Source organism: Paenibacillus sp. FSL P4-0338, assembly GCF_038002365.1.
Classification (GTDB): Bacteria; Bacillota; Bacilli; order Paenibacillales; family Paenibacillaceae; genus Paenibacillus_AQ.
In genome coordinates this window covers 463,097-485,458 of the sequence record NZ_JBBOCG010000002.1, presented here as the reverse complement: position 1 = coordinate 485,458, position 22,362 = coordinate 463,097, and the positions used below count along the sequence as shown (strand labels likewise).

Below are 22,362 nucleotides of genomic sequence, written 5' to 3'. Positions count from 1 at the left end.
GAGAGTGATCCGGGGGGCCTGCTTTTTTTGTGCTGCTTTTATGCTATTATTCATCCAGATGATTAATCAAATTGTAGCATCAAGCTCCATTACTTCCAGGCGGAGCCTGCTTTGTCATCTACAGCCCTGTTGGCTTCTGGGGCAGTAAGTTGCCGACAATCGACTTCAACTCACCCTCCGGCTTGCTGTTTTTCTTCCCGTTGTCAAAGCTGGTAATGCGGATCTCGGAATAACTTTCTCCCGGAGCCACTGGCTTGAAAATCCATTTCTCCCGGTTATCCAGCCGGACGTTGAACTTCATGTCCTTGAACATCTCCACCAGCTCCCGTTCTTCCGGGGTCTTGCCCTCTTCAAGGAACAGCAGTCCGCGCAGCGGCTTGACGCCATCTGCATGCTGCACTTCAAAATGTACAATACACTCCATGCTTGTCACCTCCCTTGCTTAGTGAACTTGGGCACTTACTACCCCAGCCCTATTCCTCCGGCTTTTCTCCGGATTCCTCCTGATCATGCAGCACATATTTGCTGTAGATCCGGCTGTAGCGCTCCCCGTAGCGCCGCTGCAGTTCGGGGCCCATATCTTCCTCAAGCTCGAACAATACCAATTCCTGTGTAAAAGATTTGAGCAGCAGCTCCACCAGCACCGGATGCTCAGTAATCACAGCCTGGGCGCTCCCGTCCTCATAACGCATGCCGAGCATGCACCAGCTCCGGTCCACGACGAAGGAGAACTTCCGGCCTCCGCTGCGTTCCGGCTTGCCCGGCAGGGGCGGCCATACCGTATAAGGTGCCGGTACAGCGTCACCGCCGTCAAAAGCCCAGAGCAGCTTCACTCCGCGCTTCTCCGCCTGCTCAAGCTCACTGCGCAGCAGCGAGGCTTCCTCCCGCCACACATCCACTACAATCTCCTGAGCGGCAAGATTCAGCTGGCGGACCAGCTCTCCAATTACATTCCGGTCACCCTCCACGTTGTAGAAGGAGGGGCTGACCGGACCCCCGCGCGGCATTTCACTCTCCATATAAGCAAGTGAGGCCTGCACCCGGCCGGATATCATCGTGGCCAGCTCTTCCGGGTCCAGCACACTGTAGCGTGCCGGCTCCCCTTCTCCGCAGCGCACGTAGCCTTGCTGAGTCAGGCGCTGAAGCGCCGCGTATACGTTCGATCTTGATACTCCTAGCTGCTTTGCCACTTCGTAGCCCGAAGCCTGGCCCTTGGTGGCCAGCTCAACCATAATTTTGGATTCCATCTCTGTGAAACCCAAATTGCGCAGATGCAGCAGCAACTGTTCCATCTATGTTGTCCCCCTAAGCTGTCAGTACTACACTGTCTATATTTGTTCCGAGCCGCAGCGCGGGCACCACATGGAGCCCTTCGGCAAGTCGGCGCGGCAGATCTGGCAATTCACGACCTCCCGTGTATCCACATCTCCGGCTACCCGTTCTTCGGCTGGCTCACTTGCTTTCCAGTCCCTGATCCGGCGGTCCAGCTCCAGTTGCCGCTCCCGTTCCCGTTCCAGCTCATCCGCCTCCCGGCGGCTCCGGTCAGAACCTGAAGCCATCCGGTCAGCTTCCTCCAGCTCTGCCTCTTCTTCCAGTTCAGGCAACACCTCCGCGTACTGCACACGCGCTTCGGGTCTTCTCGCCAGCTCCCGTTCCGCTTCGGTCAGCTCTTCCTCGCCGTAGTACTGGTCTTCCTCATCTTCATGCTCCAGCACCGTATGTACGGTAACCGCAGATGGCGCTGCGGTAGCGGCAGCCGCGGAAGACGGTTCTTTACGCAGTGAAATCCCCTTATCTTCCGGCTTGCGTGGTTCCAGCTTACGTCCGCAATGCGGACAGAAATTGGCATCCAGCCCTACGATCTGACCGCAGGCGCACAAGCGTTCATTCCTCAGTTCGGCAATTCTTGAGCGTACGTCCTCGATCTGCTCCTGCAGCTTGTTACAGCCCCGCGCAAGCTCGATCATCTGGCCTTCAGCCACCGACATATCCCTTGAACGATACCCCTCGTAGAACAGCTTCCCCATTTTCAGAAATTCAACCTGCATCTCATGCTCAATATCTGAAATCTGCCCATTCAGCTTGCTCACTTCCACCGAGCTTTGCGCTTTTTCACTCACCCGGCTGGCACCGTCTTTAATGCGTTGCAGAAAATTCATTGTAGTTCCTCCTTCTCCAGAGTGAGAATAGGCTGATTCGCAGCCGCGTATATCCTTCCATTCCGATTGCCGCTCCATGCAGCAGTGGAAACGTGATTCTATCATACCAAAAGTCCACGGCAGATTCATTATTTGTCGTCATGTGGTAAATACCAAGTAGAGCGGCTAGCGTTCTTACTTGGAATGAGTATGCTGCGGAAGGAGCAATCATACATATTGCCTTCTGCTGTCTTTCGTTCCTGCGTACCCGTACATTATCGAATGATGGAGGGATGAATTGTGACTAACGATAACCTTAACCGATATTTCGTCTCTGTGAATCACGGTCTGATTCACGAAGAGAGGGGCGACTCCAGTGAGTACGAGGTTCTGCTGTCCAGTAACGGGCTGACCGTGCTTCAGGATCTTCTGGCTGATCTGGCCAGCGGGGATGAATACGCCTTCCGGCGTGCTCTGGTACCCTACAAGTCAGCCGATCATGATGATGCCGCAGAGCAGTTCGATGACGCCACCATCCGCCTGTTCCAGTATCTGCATGACCACGGCACTGACAAGACCCGCCTTCAGATCGAAGGATTGAACGTCCTGCAGAAGCTGGAGAATATGGGCTATCAGGATGAAGGTTACGGCACAGGCTCTCCCACCAACAAATAAGAATGAACAGAGCTGCGCCATAAGAATGGCTTAATGCCTATACTGTGCTAATACGCGCCGGAGGGAAGAATGTTTCTCTTCGGCCAGGGTTACGGTTTTATTTTGCTTCCGGAGCTGTACATCGGTTAAAATAGAATCAGAACCGCAGCTAGCGCTGTATAGGATTGCCGTAGTCATCCATTCATGATCTACAGTCACAAATAACGAAAACCGGGAGAGTTTCAGTGGAAGAATATGATAGTACACAAGTAACATTGAACAAGTTGCAGGTCCATGTGAAGGATATGCAGAAGTGGCAGATTAACGAGGATTTTGCCAAGCAGGTTGAGAATTTCAAGGCTTTGCCGGCGCTGTACCGCCATGCTCTGAATGAGCTTGAGAATAAAATCGATATCATCAGGACCGAGTGGCAGGTGCGTGACGGCTTCAGTCCGATCGAGCATGTGAAGTGCCGGATCAAAGAACCGAAGAGCATTGTGCAAAAGATGCAGCGTAAGGGCTACGAACTTAACCTGGATAATATGGAACAGCACATCCATGATATTGCGGGGATGCGGATTGTCTGCGCCTTCGTGAAGGATATCTACCGGCTGGTGGATCACCTGTGCGCCCGCGAGGATATCCGTGTGCTTGAGATTAAGGACTACATCGCCCATCCGAAGCCGAACGGTTACCAGAGCCTGCACCTTATCGTGGCTATACCACTAGTGTTGCTGGATGGCACACGCTGGGTGAAGGCAGAGATGCAGCTGCGTACGCTAGCCATGGATTTCTGGGCGAGCATGGAGCATATTCTCTACTATAAATTCGACAAACAGCTGCCCTCCCATGTGGCCGAGGAGCTGAAGGAAGCCGCCCGTGCCGCCGATGAGCTCGACCAGAAGATGCTCCGCTTGCGCCGGGAGATCCTGGAGCTGTCAGAAGGCAGCGGCAGTAACGAGTCTTAATTGTGCAGCACAGAACACACATAAACTTAGGGTGAAATGCCCGCAGCTAGGCCGTTATCCGGCTACAAGAGGAGCGCTTTTGTGCTCCTCTTTTGTTTTGCTGGCTTGCTGGGAGGGTGCCGCCTCCGCCCGGTTTGGGCCAATTCAGGTGCACTTCTGCTCCTCATTCCCGCCTCCCGCCCGGTTTGGGCCAATTCAAGTGCACTTCTGCTCCTCATTCCCGCCGCAAGCCTGGTTTGGGCCAATTCAGGTGCACTTCTGCTCCTCATTCCCGGCTCCCACCTGGTTTGGGCCAATTCAGGGGCACTTCTGCTCATCCGCGCCTGCTGAATATCAGCTAAATGTCTGCACGCCAACTTCTGGCCGATTCAGAGGGATTTATCCCCTTCATTTCTTCATTCCGCCAACTTCCAGCCGATTCAGAGGGATTTATCCACTTTATTCTCGTGCAGCCATCCCCAATCCTCTCCGGCGCACTGCTCACAAAACTAATATTACTTGTGAGATCAGTTCTTACGTCCGTTCGTGTCCCGGCATCCGATTCATTTCCACCAGTTGGCCTAGTTTACACTCTATATTACTTAAAGAGCAGCTTTAGTCGCCGTACAAACAATACAGCATAGCTCATTTAATCCCGCCACACCTATCCGTTCAACCCGGAGCTTACTATAGAGCCATGCTTACGAACCCGCGTAGCTACAGCTTACTTAGGTCCACCTCACGAACCCATGCAACTACAGCTTACTCAAGCCCGCCTCACGAACCCGCAGCTACACCTTACTCAAGCCCGCCTCACGAACCCGCAGCTACACCTTACTCAAGCCCGCCTCACGAACCCGCGTAGCTACAGCTTATTCAAGCCCGCCGCTCGCTTCGCGGCAGCTTCCGAGACGCGGCGCATCAGGAGCGCAAGCCCCTCACGCGCCTTGGGTGTCTGCGGCAGGAGTGCGCTCCAATCCTCCTCCGGTTCCATTACCTCAGGCATTGCCGGAAACGGACGGGAGGAGATCTCATGAAACAGCGGCCCCGGCTGGTGCAGAGAGCCTTCAGCCGCAGCCTCGGCCAGCCATTCTCCAGAGGATACAGCCGGACCCTTGCGCTCCAGCCTTGCCAGCTCGGACGCGAGCGACACAGACGCAGGCGCGTCTTCTTCCGCACTTCGCTCGTTCTCCTGCTCCGCCCACAGGGCGAACACACCGGAGAGCAGCTCTTCCTTGGACAGTCCGCGCAGGGCGAACGCAAGCAGCGGCTCCTGGGTCAGCTGCTGCTGGACCTGCCCCACCAGTTCCTCAGCCGGCAGCAGACCCGTGCCCTGTTCATCTGCAGCCAGCCTCAGCTCGTCATCCGCAGGCAGCAACTCCAGCGCAGCAAGCCCGCCATTCAGGCTGCCCTGCAGCAGATCATACAATTCACCCGGATGCGCCGAGAGCTGATGCAGTGCTTCATTCTTCCGGGCGGGCGTCCACTGCGGAATGCGGAGAGTAACAGCTTCCCGCTGCACCTGCGGCACAGGTTCTACCTGCTGACCTTGCTGCACACTTTGTCCTTGCTTCACTTGTTCCGCCCGCTCTCCTCGCTGTCTCTGTTCCGCCCGTTCTCCTTGCGACGCCCGCTCTCCTTGCCGCACGGTTTCCGCCTGCTTTCCCTGCCCTTGCTCCGCCCGCCGCTCTTTCTCCGCGCGCACTCCTTGCTTCTCTATCCCTGCTCTGGCTTTGCCGCTGCGTCTGTCTGTTCCTTCAGCAACAGGCCCCACACTCCCGGTGGCCTTAATGACCCCGGGCAGCACCTCCAGCCGCAGCTCCAGCAGCTCATTCATCGATGCTTCCTCCTTCTGCCTTACAATCTATTGCACAATCTACATCCAGTCCTGTCCCTGTAGTTCAATCAGCTCTTTGAGCTCATGGTTAGACATCTCGGTCAACCAGTTCTCCCCGGAGCCAACGACCTGCTCGGACAGGCTTTTTTTACGTTCAATCAGCTCGTCAATTCTCTCCTCCAGCGTCCCCTGGCAGATCAGCTTATGCACCTGCACATTCTTGTGCTGTCCGATCCGGAAGGCGCGGTCCGTCGCCTGATTCTCTACGGCCGGGTTCCACCAGCGGTCATAATGCAGCACATGATTGGCCCGTGTCAGGTTGAGGCCAACGCCTCCTGCCTTAAGCGAGAGAACGAAGAAGGCCGGACCTTCCCCCTCCTGAAAAGCATGCACCATCTCGTCGCGCTCGCGCTTCGAGATGCCGCCATGCAGGAACAACGGCGTCTGACCGTATCTTCGGGCCAGCCGGCTGACCAGCAGCTCGCCCATCGCCACATACTGGGTGAAGATCAGCGCCGATTCGCCAAGCTCAGAGATGCTGTCGAGCACCTCGAACATGACGTCCATTTTACCCGAAGGCTCACTGCGCAGGCTCCGCCCCTCGTCCTTGCGGAACAGCTGGGGATGATCGCAGATTTGCTTCAGCTTGGTCAGTGAAGACAGCACCAGCCCCCGCCGGGCCATTCCTGAGCGCTCGCCGATGACGCCCAGCATCTCATCCACAACGCCCTGATACAGCGCTGCCTGGGTCTCCGTAAGCGGACAGTAGGACTTCAGCTCAAGCTTCTCCGGCAGATCCTTCGAGATATCCGGGTCACTCTTGAGACGCCGCAGCAGGAAGGGCGAGACCAGCCGGTGCAGCTCACGCAGCCGTTCGCCGCCCTCTCCCGACACATAACGCTGGCGGAAGGAATGGTACGTGCCCAGATAGCCTGGGTTGAGAAAATGGAAAATCGACCACAGCTCGCCCAGCCGGTTCTCCACCGGAGTACCGGTCATTGCGATCCGGTGCGGCGCGCTCAGCTTCATGACGCTCTGCGCCTGCTTGGTGCGGTGATTCTTGATATACTGCGCTTCATCCAGCACAACAGTAGACCAGCGTACCCCGGCCAGATCCTCGCTGTCCCGGCCCGCCAAATGGTAGGTGGTCAGCACAATCTCATGGCTGGCCGCCAATTCCCTGAATCCTTCGCCGCGCACCCGCCGTCCTCCATGGTGAATATGCAAGCTAAGCGAAGGGGCGAAGCGCTGCAACTCCCGCTGCCAGTTCCCCAGCAAAGAGGTCGGGCAGAGAATCAGTACAGGCTCCTGCTTCTCGCCTGGAGGGGCATTCAGCGCCCGGTCCAGCAGGCAGGTAATGACCTGTATGGTTTTGCCGAGGCCCATATCATCAGCCAGGCAGACTCCGAATCCGAGGCTGCTTAGTGCCGTAAGCCACTGATACCCCCGCTCCTGATAAGGACGCAGTGTCCCGTTCAGGTCCTCCGGCACCGGACGCAGCGGCATCCCGCGCAGCGCATCGCCATGCATGAGGGAAGCCAGCAGGCCGGAGGTCTCCATGCCGGTAACCGACATGCCCTTCCACAGCCGCTCATCGCCATCCTCCGCCTCCAGGCGCATCCAGTCGGCTGCTGTCATCTCTCCGCTCTCACCGCGCTTAATATATCTCAGGACCTGACGCACTTCCTTGGGGTCCACTTCAATCCATTCTCCCCGGAAGCGCACAAAAGGCACGCCCGCCTCCACCAGGGCATTTAATTCATCCTCAGTGATATCCGAATCCCCTAGAGAGGCTTCGATGCGGAAAGAGATCAGCTCTTCCATGCCCAGCGCCGGCTGAACCGGACCGTCCATTCCGCCAACCGGCGGCTGCATCTTCATTTTCATGCCGATCCGCCGACGTCCCTCACGGCTCCAGCGCGATGGCATCTGCACCGTAATTCCCCGTTCCCGAAGCTGCTGCACGCTCTCCTTCAAGAAGAAATACAGCCGCTCCGGCGGCAGCTCAATACCGCGCGGAGCCGGTTCAGCCAGCGAACGCCGGATATCCGGCGAGCTCTTCGCCGCCCGTCCCAGAGCTGCAAGCAGCTGCTGCTGGATATTGCGGTATCTCTTGCCCCATAGGGTGAATTCCCGCTCCCGGCTGCTCCACACCGCTTCCGCCGGAATCCAGAATTCCCCCTCCTCCCGGCTCTCCGCCCAGAAGGTCAGTTGCCACAGCTCGCTCTCCTCTGCCGGCGGCTCCAGCCGCAGGCCCAGACTAAGCTGTCCGCTGCGGGCCTCCTCGGTCTCGAAATGCGGCACCTCATGGCCCGCCGTCTCGTTCACCACGCTCAGCAGCTCCGTCACCTCAGCCGGGGTCCCCTGCACGGGGATATCCCGGCTGCCGGTAAGCAGACTGTTCCACCACAGCTCGGTCAGCGGAGAATAGCCGCGGCGGTAATTGGCCTTATACGGCGCCAGCGCGCCCTCATGGGCGGCAACCACATTCTTGATCTCGGCGGTCATGACCGCCTGCAGGAAGGAATACAGCACATATCCGCCTGCTTCCTCGCGCGAGGACAGGTCGCCTTCCTCGGCTACATGCGTGCCGAGCGCAAGCACCGGCATAGAGGCCGCCATCTGCAGGAAGAACTCCTTATCCGCCTCTTCCCGGAACGCCGGTGACCAGCATACAGCAGCAGCCTGTTCGCCGCCGCGCCGCCGCGAGCCCACCTTGCGCGGCGGCTGAGCGCCGGGCACAATCCCGCCCTTGCCCATCAGCTCCAGCGCGAAGCGGGCCGCTGCCGACCAATAGCGCAGCTCTCCCCCAGGCTCAATGCCTTGGGCGCTGCTGGCCTGTTCATCCCAGGCCAGCAGCAGCTCGAAGGCATCCTTCGGAGACAGCGCCAGCCCTTCCAGGGTGCGTCCGGGCAGTCCGCGCCGCGCCGGCTTGCCCTCCGCAGCAGCGGCCGCAGGATACTTCACTTCCGCCAGCCGCAGGGCAGCACCCGCAAAAGGACGCCAGCCGCTACGGAGCTCCAGCCGTTTGATCACGCGTGTCCATGCGTCCACCTTCGGCTCGGAGGTTTCGCCCGAGAAGCAGAATAATACGTCCCCTAACCATATTGCATACAGATGCTTAATCATTGTTGGTTGATCTCCATTCTTTTGAGCAAACAGCAAGAACAGCCCTTCCACTCCGGAAGACTGCCTCCTGCTGCGCGAGAAATATATTATGAAGCTGCACCGGCGGCAATAGCTCTAGCCGTACAGCCTTCCTGTTACGTTGTTTGCTGCAACTTTTTCTTCATCCCTTCATCTTATACGAAAAAGCATATATTTAAAAACTTTTCTGTACATTTTCTGTGATTTTCAGCAGATTGTTGTTCAGATCAGGCCAATACTGTCCAGATTGCGTTACAGCAGGAAGAACCGGCACGCCTCTCCAGGCAAGCCGGTCCTCAAATCCTTTTACAGTTACAACTATCTGCCCCCTAGTCCTTACCCGCCAGAATACGTAGTTCTCCGCCCCCGGCAGCATCTGCCACCTGAACGATGACCGCGCCGTTCCTGCCGTTCCGGGCCCAGCCCAGCGCCCCTTCATTCAGCTCTTCCAGACTAATCTCGGCCAGCCCCTCCACCGCATCAACAGTGAAGAACGGATAGCAGAGCGCGAACCGCAGCGTCTCCCGGCGCGGCTTGTAGTCATGCACCGCATACGCCCACTTCAGCGCAAGCGTACCCTCCCCGCCTTCGGCCTGCACGATAAGCTCCGTATACTCCCCTTTGCGGTAGCTGAAGCTGTGGCCGTCATCCTCGTACAGCTTGAAGGACGAAGAGAAGCTCGCAGCTGCTTCCGCCCCGTAGAGATGGAAGATGATCGTCTCCTCTCTGTCCTCCAGCGCATACTGTCTCAGCGGGCCTTCGGCCACGAAGCTGCCAGCCTTCACATACATCGGCATGATGTGCAGCGGCGCAGCCGCAAGAATATGGCGTCCGCCTTCGTGAATCTCCCCGTCCCAATAGTCCAGCCAGCAGCCTTCCGGCAGATAGACGGAGCGGTGATCTGTATCCGGGCGGTAGACCGGGGCTATCAGCACATTTTCACCCAGCAGGAACTGGTCGCACAGGTTGGTTACATGCGGATCCCGCGGATACTCGAGCACCAGCGGACGGATGACAGGCAGACCGCTCATTTCCGCTTCATGAAAAAGATTATACAAATGCGGCATCCAGCGGTACCTCAGCCCGATGAATTCACGCAGAATCCCTTCCACCTCTTCCCCGAAGGACCACGGCTCCTGGCGCAGCGTTCCGATGGAGGAGTGATTTCGGCAATAGGGGAAAAACACGCCCATTTGCGTCCACCGCACCAGCAGCTGCGCCGACGTATGATGGGCGAACCCGCCGATATCCGGCCCCGAGAAGGCCAGCCCGGACAGCCCCATGTTCAGCACCATCGGCATTGCCATTGCCATATGCTCCCAGAAGCTGCGGTTATCGCCGGTCCATACGGCCGCATAACGCTGGATGCCCGCATACCCGGCACGGGTCAGCACGAAGGGACGCTCTCCCCCCATATGCTCGGCCAGCCCCTCGTAGGTCGCTTTGGACATCATCATCCCGTACAGGTTATGGTATTCTTCATGCGTCACCGGCCGCCCGTTGTTGAAATGCATCACATCAAGATCCATTGTCTTAGTCTCATTGAAGACCGCCGGCTCGTTCATATCGTTCCAGATGCCCTGAATGCCAAGCTCCGTGTAGTATTTGTGCAGGTCTCCCCACCACTCAGCTGTCCGGCTGTCGCTGAAATCCGGAAAGGCGCTGATTCCCGGCCATACCTCACCGAAGAAAATATCCCCCTCCAGGCGGCGGCAGAAGTGCTTCTCCAGCACCCCTTGCTTATACACCTCGTATTTGGGGTCTTTTTTGACGCCGGGATCGACAATCGGGACAATGCGCACACCCAGCTCCGCTAGCTCCGAGATCATTTTCTGCGGATCAGGGAAGTTGACAGGGTCGAAGGTGAATACGCGGTACTCGTCCATATAGTGGATATCCAGATAGATCACATCGCAGGGAATGTTCTTCTCACGGAAGGTCTTAGCCAGCTGCAACACCTCCTGCTGGTTCATGTAACTGTAGCGGGACTGGTGATAGCCGAGCGCCCACTTAGGCGGAAGGGCGATCCGGCCGGTGAGCGTGGTGTATCTTTTGACGACATCCTTCATCTCAGGCCCATTAATGAAATAGATATCGTAAGCTCCCGTTGAACAGCCAATGGTAAAAGCAATCCCGTGCGAGCGCATGTCGAAATCACTCCGGCCCGTATTATCCAGAAACAGCCCGTAGGAGAGGTCACCGTGCATGTGGATAATGAGCGGAATCGACTCATAGAGCGCCTCAATCTCCGGCAGATGCGGGGCGAACACATCGGTGTTCCAATTCGTATAACGTTCCCCGCGTTTGTCCAGGAAGCTCGACTTCTCACCCAGTCCGTAGAAATGCGAGTCCGGCTGCATATCATATTCCGCATGGCTTGCGCCGCGCGGGTTCCAGCTCGACAGATTCTGCTGCATGATCACCTTGCCGGACGTATTCTCCACGCGGAGCAGAAATGAGGCCTTCTCAATAATCAGCCGGATGGCGCCGGTAGAGAAAATGAGCTGCTCCTCCGTCTCCTCTACCGGAAACAGATGCGGAATACAGCACTCCTTCAGCACCGCCTCCGAGGTAGTCAGGTCCGGCACCTTATCATGGAAGACCTTCATCCGGAACATATCATCACTCAAGAAGATAAAAGCCATCCCGGCGCATTCCCCGCGGACGATATAGATATTCTCAGAGCGTTCCCAGGACACCACGCTGCCCGGCGTGTTCCAGGTCTCCTTCATCACCAGCGGCCCCATCTTCTCGGGGCGTATCGCCTCACTGCTCTCCATGTATCTTCTCCCCCTTCGCTGCTTGCTGATCTACTTCTTGACTACATATTACCCCGGGCCTAAGGAATACTATCCGCAATTGTTATGACCAATTGGTCATTTTTTCGCCGAATTAGTCTTAATTGCCACCAAAGCGGGTATATTCTATATAGGCCAAGGCCAAAACGTAGTTATCAATCAAGTTAGGGGTGGTCATATGACTAGAACTAATCCTTATAAGTGGGGGAATTTGCTGCTCTTCCTCGGCGTCATTGCCGTCAATACCCTTTCGGTCGTCCTGCCGCTTGGCGGGAACAGCACCGCCGAAATCTCGGACAGGTATCATACGTACCTCACACCGGCCGGATATGCTTTTTCCATCTGGTCCCTGATCTATCTGCTGCTGGCCGGATTCATTATTTATCAGTTCCGCAAGGGTACCGGGGGCAGGGATTCCATCCAGCGGATCGGGATCTGGTTCATGCTTAGCTGCATCTTCAACATGGGCTGGCTGCTCCTCTGGCATTATCTGTACATTGAGCTATCGCTGGTGGCGATGGTGCTTCTGCTGCTCTCCCTGATCGTCATTTACCGCAAGACCCGCTTTATCGCAGATCCCACGACTGGCGAGAAATGGCTCGTGAAGCTGCCGTTCAGCCTGTACCTCGGCTGGATCTCGGTAGCCACCATTGTCAATGTCAGTGTTGTGCTGGTGAAGAATGACTGGGACGGCTTCGGACTCAGCGCCCCGTTCTGGGCAGTCATCATGCTCTGCGTCGGTGCTGTGCTGGCTGTGCTGGTAAGCTACCCGTATCGGGACAGCATTTATCCGCTCGTCTTCGTCTGGGCCTACATCGCCATTGCTCTTGAGCATAAGGACACGAATGAGGTGTATTTCACAGGCCTGATTGCAGCAGGACTTCTCTTGCTCTACAGTATTTGGCTGCTGCTGACTCCGCGCCGTTCCCGCAGCAGATACTAAATAAATTGAACTAATAGTTTTCTGTTTTGGGATTAGTCGTGACTCCAGAGAAGTTTTGGACTTCCAGCCGCTGTTGTCTGCAGATTTCTTGATTCATCCCGTTTTCAACGGTTGAAATCCGCAGACAAAGGCGGTCGCTACCGCTCCTCCAGTTCCAAAATTCCCTTCCGCCACTTTTCCCTTCCCTTAAGTTTTCAAGTTCAATCTATGTAGATACGCTTATATGTGCACGCAAAATCCCCCGCACGCCTGCTTCACGTGCGGGGGATTTCCCTTTACCCTGCCTTGACCGGATGTAACCGGCCGGGGTCTTATTTCTTGCGCGCTACCGCTTCGATCTCGACTAGCGCATCCTTCGGCAGACGGGCTACCTCAACGGCACTGCGGGCCGGGTAAGGCTCAGTGAAGAAGGTGCTGTACACCTCGTTAACCGCCGCGAAATCATTCATATCCTTCAGATACACGGTTGTCTTCACCACTTGATCCATTGATGCTCCGGCCTCTTCCAGGATGGCCTTTACATTGCTAAGTGACTGGCGTGCCTGCTCCTGTACACTGCCCGGCAGTTCCGCTGTCTGCGGGTCCATTCCGAGCTGGCCTGAAGTGTAGACCCAGTTGCCGGCAACAATCGCCTGACTGTAAGGACCGATCGCTCCTGGGGCTTTGCTTGTAGCTACTTGTTTCTTGGACATAGTGAACGCCTCCTGCATGCTGTACGCGGCCTGTAGACCGCTATGTACATTCTAATCGTATGCCTATTGTAAGTCCTGTAGTCTGCGGTTTGCAAACCCTGCTGCCCGGTTAATGCTTGCCGATCACATGAATGACTTCATTCGTGTAGATGTGCACGCCGCCTGTATCGGCCAGAGCAATATTCATCATCGCCCGCGCAACCGTGGCTGCTGGAATGGCCCGGAACTTCGCAGCCTTGCCTACCATGGCGAAATCCAGCGCCTTCATCAGCACAGCCGCGGCGCGTTCGCCTAACCTGAATTCTGCCCGGTCACCCAGCAGCAGGGACGGCCGGAACAGATGCAGGCCGTGGAATCCGGCAGCAATCAGGCCCTCCTCCGTCCGCCCCTTAATCCGGCTATAGAAGGTGCGTGATTTGGCGCTGGCTCCCATAGAGGACACAGCCAGGAACTGCTTCACGTTATGCTCTTTGGCCAGGGCGGCAGCGGCAAGCGGGTACTCCAGATCTACCCGTTCGAACTGCTCCTGGGAGCCCGCCTGCTTAATCGTTGTTCCCAAGCAGCAGAATACTGCATATACACCGGCGAATTCCCCGCTGTATTGCTCAAGCCGGTCCCAATCCACTTGAATCTGTCTCAGCTTGGAATGCTCAAGCGCAAGCGGACGGCGGACCAGTACGCGGACCTCGTCCCAATTCCCGTTCAGCAAATCCCGGGTCAGCGCACTGCCGACCAGACCTGTAGCACCCAGTACCAGTGCAATTCTTGTCACCGAAATAGCCTCCTTGTATTCCTCCTTATTCATCCCGCAGGATACGGCGGCCCAGCAGCAGCGCCAGCAGAATCATCAGCACGCCTACCACTAACTGCATGCCGTAGATCTGCATCCACTGCGGCCATTCCTTAATCCATTCATAGATACGGCCGCCCAGCAGCGGGCCGAAGAAGGCCGCCAGACCCGTAAGCGCCGCATACATCGCCATATACATCGGCCGTTCGCGCTTCGGCGTATCACCAATAATGAAGTTGAAGGCAAGCTGGTTGAAGCCGCCCACACCCACGCCGAACACAATATGGGCTGCAAATAATACCGGAAGCATCGGCAGCACGGACAAGAGTCCCCAGATCAGGGAAGAGACCGCGATAATCGGCAAGGTCCAGAGCAGCAGCTTCTTGTTACTGTGCCTTGCGTTCAGGTTGCCCCATACATAGAAGCTGGCCATCATGAAGACCGTCTGCGCCACATTCAGCAGGGACAGCTTCTCATAATTGATATTCAGCAGTTGCAGCATGACATAGGAATACAGCGGTACTGTCAGGTTCTGCAGCAGCAGCCAAGCAGACAGGAACAGCGTGGATTTCATGAACAGCTTGTCCTGAAGCGGCTTCTTGAGCATCGGCAGGAAAGCCTTTTCTTCGGATTTCTCAAACGGCACATCCGGGTAGAAGAAGAACACCACGATGTTCGAGATGGAGAAAATCCACACTACAATATACAGGATAAGGAATCCGTGTCCGCCTGGATAACGGTCAAGAACAATACCGCCCCCGTACATCACCAGGCTTCCCAACGCATTAAGAAACGTATTACGAATGCCGAAATAACGGCCCCGGACCCTTGCAGGCACCAAGTCACTGATGACCGAGTTCCAAAGCACACCGCCGGCAGTGTTGGCAATGAAGGCAATGGTATACAGAACGATGAAGGCGGTAACCCAGTGCTCTTGCGGAAAAATAAACGGAACCAGGCCCGTAGATCCCCACAACAACCGGTGTAAGCCAATAAAAGTCACGAGTGCCCACTTTCGGCTCGGCAGCTTCTGGATCAGGAAGGCCACACCGATCTGTGCGACGTTCACCAGCGTAGTTAGTGCCAGGACAAATCCGATCTGACTGGAGCTGGCACCCAGGTATAACAGAAATCCTGTAAGAAATTGGCCTTGCAGCAGCACCTGGAATATGGTGGACGGAATCCCCTCGAAGGTAGCGATCTGCAGATTCTTGCGGTGTACGGAGGCCTTGCGCAAATCCTTGGAACGGTTCCGCAGCGGCCGGCTTCTCATGATGTTCATGGGGTGTTGACTCTCCTTTGATGCGGCTTTTGCTTCATTCTACTCAGCACCAGGTTCCTGTCAATACACCGAAATCACAAATAAAGTTGGAGCTGCGGGGATTATACGGACGCGCCTGAATGCAGTGGTAAATGTAAGGAGAATATACTGCCCTGGCCTTCCCGGCTACGCAGGGTAATGAATCCGCCCAGGAGCCTGGCCAGATCATTGCTGATAGACAGGCCCAGCCCCGTACCGCCATACTTACGGCTGATATTGATATCCGCCTGTTCAAAGGCCTCGAAGATCAAATCATGTTTCTCAGGGGGAATGCCGATTCCGGTATCTTCCACCTCAAAGGCAATCCACTTCTGCGAAGCAGCCCCCTCCTGACGTTCCACTACACGGATATTCATAGTGACCCCGCCAGTCATCGTGAATTTGAAAGCATTCGAGAGCAGATTGCGCAGAATCTGCTGCACCCGCTGGGGGTCCGTGTAGATTACGGCCGGCACCCCTTCGTCCAAGGAGACACTGAAGGTGAGCTGCTTCTGTCTGGCTAAGACACCGAACTGCTGGACGAGCAGATCAGGGACCTCGCTGGTATTTAAATCCTCTATAATAATATCCAGCTTCCCGGCCTCTACCTTGGACAGATCGAGAATATCATTGATGAGCGACAGGAGATCCTCTCCCGAGCGGTGAATGATCCCGCCATATTCAGCAAGCTCCTCCTCACTCAGGGACTCATCGCCTTCTTCAATCATCTGGGACAGGTTAATAATGCTGTTCAGCGGGGTTCTTAGTTCATGGGACATGTTCGCCAGGAACTCCGATTTGAACTGTGAGGCGAGCATGAGCTGCTTGGCTCTTTCCTCTAGTACAATTTTATTCTTATGCAGCTCCTCCGTCTGCTCGGACAACAGCTTATTCGCTCTAATGATCTGTCCGGTACGCATCAGGTCCAGATGGAAATCGCGGATAATCAGCGCGAACAGAGCACTGAGGACAAGGCCTGCGGGAAAGGTAACCGGCAGAATCTTCGTTATGTAATCATGTGTGGGAATGACCCCAAATAAGGCAATATTCAGCACATTTACTACATTGACTACCAAGATGGTGACAATCCCCTTATACATCAGCGAGGAAGGTGAACGCTTCATCCATAGGCTCAGAGCGGCACAGACGAAGCCCAAGATAGTCAGATTCAGCACGCCTACCAGCGCTGCCTCGTTCACTCCGAAGGTCAGGCGCGTAAGCCCGGTTGCGATTCCGATGATAATCAGGACCAAGGGTTGGGGGTAAGCCAGTGTTGAGATGATAAGCGGTACATACCGCAGGTCGAAGATGACATGCTCATGCAGTCTGTAGCCGAAAAAAGTGCTGATCCACCCTGCGAAGACCGCGAGCAGCACCCAGCTTACTCTTTTTACAGGCTCAGATGCGTGGGTTACGGTGTACTTGTATATTAGATTCGCCAGATACGACAGAGTGATCAGTAAAGCTGTATTCACAAAAAAGATTTTGACATATTCCATAGCTCCACTCCTGCAGCGAAAATAAGTTCACAATAATATTTATAGTATCATACTGGAGGAATGAAAACATGAAGCATGAGGGCTATAGCATATGTATTTATATGAGAGTGAAAACTGCCTCATGTCCTGAAGACAGCAAAAGAGCGCAAATCAGATACGATCCGCGCTCTTTCCTTTTATCGTTAACTGCTGATTAGCTGCGGTGGGAGGACTCCCATTTATGGTACTCCGCTTCGGCTTCATCCTTGGAATGGCCGTAACGCTCCTGCAGCTTGCCCACCAGCTTGTCTTTTTCACCGTCGATGATATCCAGATCGTCATCCGTCAGCTTGCCCCATTGCTTCTTGGCTTCACCTTTAATCTGTAGCCATTTACCTTTGATCACATTGTTATCCACTACAAGCTCATCTCCTTAGTTGTCTATTTAATGTCTGGCGAAAGCTTATAATTGCTTGTGATCTATTACCCCTATGACTTTTTGCTGAATCGCCAGGGTGTGCAGGGGCTGCACCTGCAACCGGGTGAAACCATGCAGAATAACTCAACTTTCGTCACATAAAAGTCTTTATAAAAAGCTATTCAACTATCTTAAAATTTGATATACTTCAGAAGTAAATTTATTTATGATTTAAGTGATTATTTTCACATGATAGTTCCATAGCTTGTGCTAAAATGCCATCGAACAAGAAACGATATGATTAAATTTTTTCTTATTGCCTGCCGATATATGTCGTATGCCTGCTACAAAAAGGGACTTAAGACCGAGTTGAAAGTGACATTTATCATTTATAAAGTGATTTTTATCACTTCCATGGCTATTAAAATGTTTTACATTTTAATATATATATTTTAAACTATTTTCTTGGAGGTCATATCAAAATGAAAAAAGCTTCTGTAATCTTGTCGAGCGCTCTGGTATTGGGTACTTTACTCGCAGGTTGTGGCAACAGCAACAAAGCAGAGAACGCTGCTGCAACAACAGCACCTGTAGCAACTGCTACTGCCGCAGCTGAAGCAACTACTGCACCTGCAGCCGAAACAGGCAAGTACCAGGACGGAACCTACTACGGTACAGTGGATGCCGATCCAGAGACTGGCTGGCAGACCTTTACACAACTGACTGTAGAAGGCGGCAAAATCACCAAAGCTGACTGGAATGCTTTCAATGTTAAAAAAGCAGGCGATTTGAAGAAAAAAGTATCCGAAGACGGCAATTATGGTCTGGTTAAAATCGGCGGTGCGAAGTCCGAATGGCATGAACAGGCTGCTCTTGCTGAAGCCTACCTGATTGAAAAACAAGATCCTGCTGCTCTCACTGTAAATGCTGAAGGCAAAACAGATGCAATCTCCGGTGTATCCGTACACGTTAGTGATTTCGTTGGCGCAGCTCAGGCTGCACTTGCTGCCGGTCCTGCACAAGCAGGCCCATACAAAGATGGCGGATACACTGCTGAAGGCGAAATGGATGCTACATCCGGCTGGAAGTCCACTGTAGCTCTGTCTGTTGCTAACGGCAACGTTGTAGCTGTTAATTTCAGCGGTGTGAATGCTGCAGGCGACGATAAGAAACAATATTCTGTAGACGGCAAATACGGCATGAAAGCCGGTGGCGCTGCTGCTGAATGGCATGAAGAAATCGCCCTTGCAGAGAAATACTTCCTTGAGAACAAAGGCGTAGCTCCTACCCTGGATGCTGAAGGTAAAACAGACGCAATCTCCGGCGTATCCATCCACGTTGGTGAATATTTCACACTTGCACAAAAAGCACTCGAAGGCGCGAAATAAGTATTCGCCACCCTTTTGCAGCTAATCAGATGAATGAGGTGAGTTTCTCTTGAAGAAAATAGTCATTTTGGGCGGCGGCTACGGCGGCGTACTCACGGCTAAGAAACTGGCAAAGAAATTTAAGAACGACAAAGATGTAGAAATCAAACTGATCGACCGAAATCCATATCACACTCTTTTGACTGAGCTGCATGAGGTTTCTGCGAATCGCGCACCTGAGGATTCGATCAAAATTGACTTGAAAAAAATCTTTGCCGGCCTGAAGGTAGATGTTGTTCTAGACGAAATCAGTAACATTGATTTCAAGAACAAGAAGCTGAAGTCCGACAAAGCCACCTATGCTTATGATTATCTGGTCATCGGCACAGGAAGCAAGCCAACCTTCTTCGGAATCCCCGGAGCAGAAGAGAACACCTTCTCCTTCTGGTCTTACGATGATGCAGTAGCCCTGAAGCGTCAGATCCGCGACATGTACACCAAAGCTGCGAAGGAAAAGAACCCGGCTACTCGCCGCGCTATGCTGACCTTCGTAATTATCGGTGCCGGCTTTACCGGCGTTGAGCTTGTAGGTGAAATGGCCGAGCAGCGCGAGGAGCTCTGCAAGGAATTCTTCATCGATCCTTCTGAGGTTAGATTGGTTGTAGCTGATATGGCTCCGAAGATTCTGCCTATCCTGCCGGATAAGCTGATCCAGAAAGCCGAAGCCCGTCTGCGCAAGCTGAAGGTAGAAATCGTTACAGGCGCCAAAATCACCGAAGTAGGCGCAGGCTCTGTTGCCCTCGGCGAGAAGAACATCGTGGATGCACAGACAATCGTCTGGACAGCCGGTGTTGAAGGCTCCGAAATCGTCGGTAACCTTGATGTTCAGCAGCAAGGCCGCAAACGTATTGTTACTAATGAACACCTTGAGAGTGTTGACCATAAGAACGTATACGTTGTTGGGGATAACATCTTCTTCATCCCTGAAGGCGAAGAACGTCCAGTTCCGCAAATGGTTGAGAATGCTGAACAGGCAGCTCCGGTTATCGCAGGCAATATCACTGCCGATATCAAGGGTACGCCTAAAAAAGCATACAAACCAGGCTTCCACGGCACCATGGTTTCGATCGGCAGCCGCTACGGTGTAGCGAACGTTGGTCTTCCGGGCAAGTTCTTCATGCTGACCGGATTCATGGCTATGTTGTCCAAACATTTCATTAATATGTTCTATCTGTCCCAGGTTGTGGGCTTCAACAAGGTCTGGACTTACATGATGCACGAGTTCTTCCATGTTGAGAACCGCAAGAGCTTCGTCGGCGGTTACTTCTCCAAGCGCTCACCGAACTTCTGGCTCGTTCCGCTCCGTATGCTGCTCGGGGGAATGTGGTTATATGAAGGTATAGAGAAGATCCGCAAGATCTGGGTTGATCCGAATAAGATTTTCCTGATTCCTGCGGCTCCTTATGCAGACGCCACATCAGCAGCAAGTCAGGCTGTAGATGCAGTCAAAACTACCGTAGATGCCCAATCTGCCGCTTCCGCAGTATCCACTGCCAAAGAAGCTGTATCGGCTCTTCCGGTTCCAGGTTTCATCTATGATATCTCTAACTGGTTCATGGATCTCATGTTCTATAACCCGGACGGTTCTTACACCTTCCTGGCCAAATGGTTCCAAATCGGTATGGTTTGTGCCGAGATCGTCTTCGGTGTAATGCTGATTGTTGGTCTGTTCACAGCGATCTCTGCTCTGGCCACGATAGGTATGGCGGTTATGATCTGGACCACCAAGATGGCAGCAACAGAAATGCTCTGGTATGTTGGAGCAGCTATTGCCTGCATCGGCGGTTCCGGCAGCGTGTTCGGCCTGGATTACTATGTTCTTCCTTGGCTCAAGAAGCAGTGGAAGAGGATTCCTCTCGTCCGGCGCTGGTATCTGTATACCGACTGATGAACCGGGTAACTGGTTGTTACGAACTACATTCATTTATAAACAGCGGCGGATGCACAGGCTGCGCTGCTGCAAGCTGAATAGGATATTCTCAAGAGTAATGTGTCCCTAGGACACATTACTCTCCTTGTTTAACGAGGTGAAAGTACATTTATATGCGTTTTTTCAACAAAGTGGTTTTGTAGGAATATTCAGGGATTGAGTTCCTTCCAGCAAAACCGACATGAAGGAGAGAAGCTTGTGAACCAAAAAATCACCCAAGATACGTTCCGGTTGCTTCAGGCTGAAATGTCTAGTATTGCCGGAATTCAGTTGTCTCTCTCTCCGGCAGAATATGAGCAAATGCTCTCGGTACTGGAACGCCATGATCTGGAGTATGACCGCAAAACCCATTTGCTAGGCATTTATACTATCCTTACCTTGGCAGCACAGCGCCATATGGAATGTGTCCCACATCATCCTGACCTGACCCGTAACATTTTGGATGGAGATTACCTGTACAGCTTCTATCTGCAGTTTGCAGTGAAATGCAGGGAGCTGGATCTGGTAGCTTATATGGCCTCTTCCATCAAAAAATTGCAGATCGAACGTTCAAATGGAGAGTTCACGGAACACAATCTGGCCAGGGAGCTTGGTGAATTCCTCATTCAGGAGCGCAGACAACGAAGCCGTACCAGCAAAGCCATTTGAACAGGTGGGAACATGAACGATGAAGCTGCACGAAGCCTTGAATATTGATCTGAATGAAATTAACCGTGAAATTAAGAATCTGGTGACCCGTGATAAGGATGTTCCCAAAAAGTCGCAGCTGGCGCAGAGCATTCTAGAACTGACAGGCTCCGGCGGTAAACGCCTCCGCCCGCTGATGGTTATTGTCGGCAGCCGGTTTGGTCCTAAGCCTGCCGGACGCCGAACCCTGCAATTATCCGCTGCGGCTGAATTTATCCATGTGGCCTCATTGATTCATGACGATATTATTGATAACGCCGAGCTGCGGCGGGGCGAGCCTGCGCTGCATATCAAGACCGGTATTCTATCCGCTGTCCATATCGGTAATTATATGTCTGCCCGCATTATTGAACTGCTCAGCAAGTACACCGGGGATAAGGACCGTTACGTTCACGATTTGTCCTCTGTCGCTACGGGCCAGCTATGTCTCGGTGAATACCAGCAATTGGAGCATGCCTTCGATTATGATCTTACACTGGAGCAATATCTGGAGAAGTCCCGTAACAAAACCGCGCTGCTGATGGCTACCTGCCTGCGGGTAGGCGCACTGTCGGCGGAGAGCAGTGCAGAGACTGCCCAGCTTCTCTATGATTTCGGCGAAGCGCTGGGGATGTCATTCCAGATTCAGGATGACATCCTGGACTTCACGCAATCAGCGGATGTACTCGGCAAGCCGGCCGGCAGTGATCTTCGCCACGGCCAGGTTACCCTTCCTGTGCTCTTCGCCTTACAGGATGCCGAACTTGCCCCTGTCATCCGCAGAATAGGCCCTGACTCTTCTCCTGCGGACATCGAGCAGGTCTTGGAGCTGGTAAGGGGCAGTGATGCCCTGGCCCGCTCAGAGTCTGTCAGCCAGGACTATCTGTCCCGGGCTGCTGCGATTGTGGAGCAGCTCTCCAGCTTCCCGGCGCATGCTGACCTGAGGACTCTGCTGCAATACTTCGCCGGGCGTGACCGCTAAAGCACCAGCACAATGTGGTGACAACCTGTGCGAGCACAATGTATGCTGTTTTTCGCATACATTCAATTTTTAGCTGTTGAAATCCCTCTTGTCTACAAATTTATACATCTTTCCACAGCATCAGGAAACTATAGTTTCCAATACAACTACAACAAAAAAAAGGCTGCCAGAACTTTCCTGGCAGCCTGGGTGCCCTGTAACAGGGGCGCCCTTTT

At 53.9% G+C, this 22,362-nt stretch carries 18 protein-coding genes; 7 read left to right on the top strand and 11 right to left on the bottom strand.

Translation table 11 applies throughout. From position 1 onward, the window contains the following. Positions 1–118: 118 nt before the first annotated feature. Genes MKZ07_RS26155 through MKZ07_RS26145 form a run of 3 tightly spaced genes read right to left on the bottom strand, consistent with a single transcriptional unit; the run spans position 119 to position 2,159 of the window. Positions 119–424, bottom strand: coding sequence for a hypothetical protein (locus MKZ07_RS26155; protein ID WP_036695268.1), 306 nt, complete (start codon positions 422–424; stop codon positions 119–121). Positions 425–473: 49 nt separating this feature from the next. After that, positions 474–1,292, bottom strand: coding sequence for a TrmB family transcriptional regulator (locus tag MKZ07_RS26150; RefSeq protein WP_341028527.1), 819 nt, complete (start codon positions 1,290–1,292; stop codon positions 474–476). A 36-nt stretch (positions 1,293–1,328) separates the two neighbouring features. After that, positions 1,329–2,159 carry a zinc ribbon domain-containing protein gene (locus MKZ07_RS26145; RefSeq protein WP_341028525.1) on the bottom strand — a complete coding sequence of 277 codons (831 nt, stop codon included), beginning with the start codon at positions 2,157–2,159 and terminating at the stop codon, positions 1,329–1,331. A 279-nt stretch (positions 2,160–2,438) separates the two neighbouring features. On the opposite strand from MKZ07_RS26145, the gene MKZ07_RS26140 reads away from it, so the two are divergent. Further along, positions 2,439–2,813 carry a hypothetical protein gene (locus MKZ07_RS26140; RefSeq protein ID WP_036695264.1) on the top strand — a complete coding sequence of 125 codons (375 nt, stop codon included), beginning with the start codon at positions 2,439–2,441 and terminating at the stop codon, positions 2,811–2,813. Positions 2,814–3,097: 284 nt separating this feature from the next. Then, the gene (locus MKZ07_RS26135) at positions 3,098–3,760 is read left to right on the top strand and encodes a GTP pyrophosphokinase (RefSeq protein WP_051493521.1); all 663 of its coding nucleotides are present in this window, start codon (positions 3,098–3,100) and stop codon (positions 3,758–3,760) included. Between the two features lie 844 nt (positions 3,761–4,604). Here the strand turns inward: MKZ07_RS26135 and MKZ07_RS26130 are convergent. From MKZ07_RS26130 to MKZ07_RS26120, 3 genes are all read right to left on the bottom strand, one after another. Next, positions 4,605–5,576: a hypothetical protein gene (locus MKZ07_RS26130; RefSeq protein ID WP_341028521.1), complete on the bottom strand. Its 972-nt coding sequence runs from the start codon at positions 5,574–5,576 to the stop codon at positions 4,605–4,607. A gap of 39 nt (positions 5,577–5,615) precedes the next feature. Beyond that, complete coding sequence (locus MKZ07_RS26125; protein WP_341028519.1) at positions 5,616–8,705, bottom strand: DEAD/DEAH box helicase; 3,090 nt, start codon at positions 8,703–8,705, stop codon at positions 5,616–5,618. A 347-nt stretch (positions 8,706–9,052) separates the two neighbouring features. Beyond that, positions 9,053–11,503, bottom strand: coding sequence for a glycoside hydrolase family 31 protein (locus tag MKZ07_RS26120; RefSeq protein ID WP_341028517.1), 2,451 nt, complete (start codon positions 11,501–11,503; stop codon positions 9,053–9,055). A gap of 196 nt (positions 11,504–11,699) precedes the next feature. Between MKZ07_RS26120 and MKZ07_RS26115 the strand changes: the two genes are divergently transcribed. Beyond that, positions 11,700–12,464, top strand: coding sequence for a tryptophan-rich sensory protein (locus MKZ07_RS26115; protein ID WP_036695260.1), 765 nt, complete (start codon positions 11,700–11,702; stop codon positions 12,462–12,464). A gap of 311 nt (positions 12,465–12,775) precedes the next feature. Here MKZ07_RS26115 and MKZ07_RS26110 read toward each other — a convergent pair whose 3' ends face one another. From MKZ07_RS26110 to MKZ07_RS26090, 5 genes are all read right to left on the bottom strand, one after another. Continuing rightward, positions 12,776–13,156, bottom strand: coding sequence for a RidA family protein (locus tag MKZ07_RS26110; RefSeq protein WP_036695259.1), 381 nt, complete (start codon positions 13,154–13,156; stop codon positions 12,776–12,778). A 109-nt stretch (positions 13,157–13,265) separates the two neighbouring features. Then, a complete protein-coding gene (locus MKZ07_RS26105) occupies positions 13,266–13,928 on the bottom strand; it encodes an oxidoreductase (RefSeq protein WP_036695258.1) in 663 nt (220 codons plus the stop codon). A 25-nt stretch (positions 13,929–13,953) separates the two neighbouring features. Further along, positions 13,954–15,228, bottom strand: a complete 1,275-nt coding sequence (locus MKZ07_RS26100; RefSeq protein WP_036695257.1) for an MFS transporter — start codon at positions 15,226–15,228, stop codon at positions 13,954–13,956. A gap of 101 nt (positions 15,229–15,329) precedes the next feature. After that, positions 15,330–16,745: an ATP-binding protein gene (locus MKZ07_RS26095; RefSeq protein WP_036695256.1), complete on the bottom strand. Its 1,416-nt coding sequence runs from the start codon at positions 16,743–16,745 to the stop codon at positions 15,330–15,332. Positions 16,746–16,938: 193 nt separating this feature from the next. After that, positions 16,939–17,142, bottom strand: a complete 204-nt coding sequence (locus MKZ07_RS26090) for a CsbD family protein (protein WP_036695255.1) — start codon at positions 17,140–17,142, stop codon at positions 16,939–16,941. 482 nt (positions 17,143–17,624) lie between these two features. Between MKZ07_RS26090 and MKZ07_RS26085 the strand changes: the two genes are divergently transcribed. The 4 genes from MKZ07_RS26085 to MKZ07_RS26070 all read left to right on the top strand — a co-directional run bounded on the left by MKZ07_RS26085 (position 17,625) and on the right by MKZ07_RS26070 (position 22,147). Beyond that, the gene (locus tag MKZ07_RS26085) at positions 17,625–18,530 is read left to right on the top strand and encodes a hypothetical protein (RefSeq protein ID WP_036695253.1); all 906 of its coding nucleotides are present in this window, start codon (positions 17,625–17,627) and stop codon (positions 18,528–18,530) included. A gap of 49 nt (positions 18,531–18,579) precedes the next feature. Further along, a complete protein-coding gene (locus MKZ07_RS26080) occupies positions 18,580–20,457 on the top strand; it encodes an FAD-dependent oxidoreductase (protein WP_036695252.1) in 1,878 nt (625 codons plus the stop codon). Positions 20,458–20,697: 240 nt separating this feature from the next. Further along, the gene (locus tag MKZ07_RS26075) at positions 20,698–21,147 is read left to right on the top strand and encodes a hypothetical protein (protein ID WP_036695251.1); all 450 of its coding nucleotides are present in this window, start codon (positions 20,698–20,700) and stop codon (positions 21,145–21,147) included. A 19-nt stretch (positions 21,148–21,166) separates the two neighbouring features. Then, entirely contained in the window at positions 21,167–22,147 is a 981-nt protein-coding gene (locus MKZ07_RS26070; protein ID WP_036695250.1) for a polyprenyl synthetase family protein, read from the top strand. Positions 22,148–22,362 lie beyond the last annotated feature (215 nt).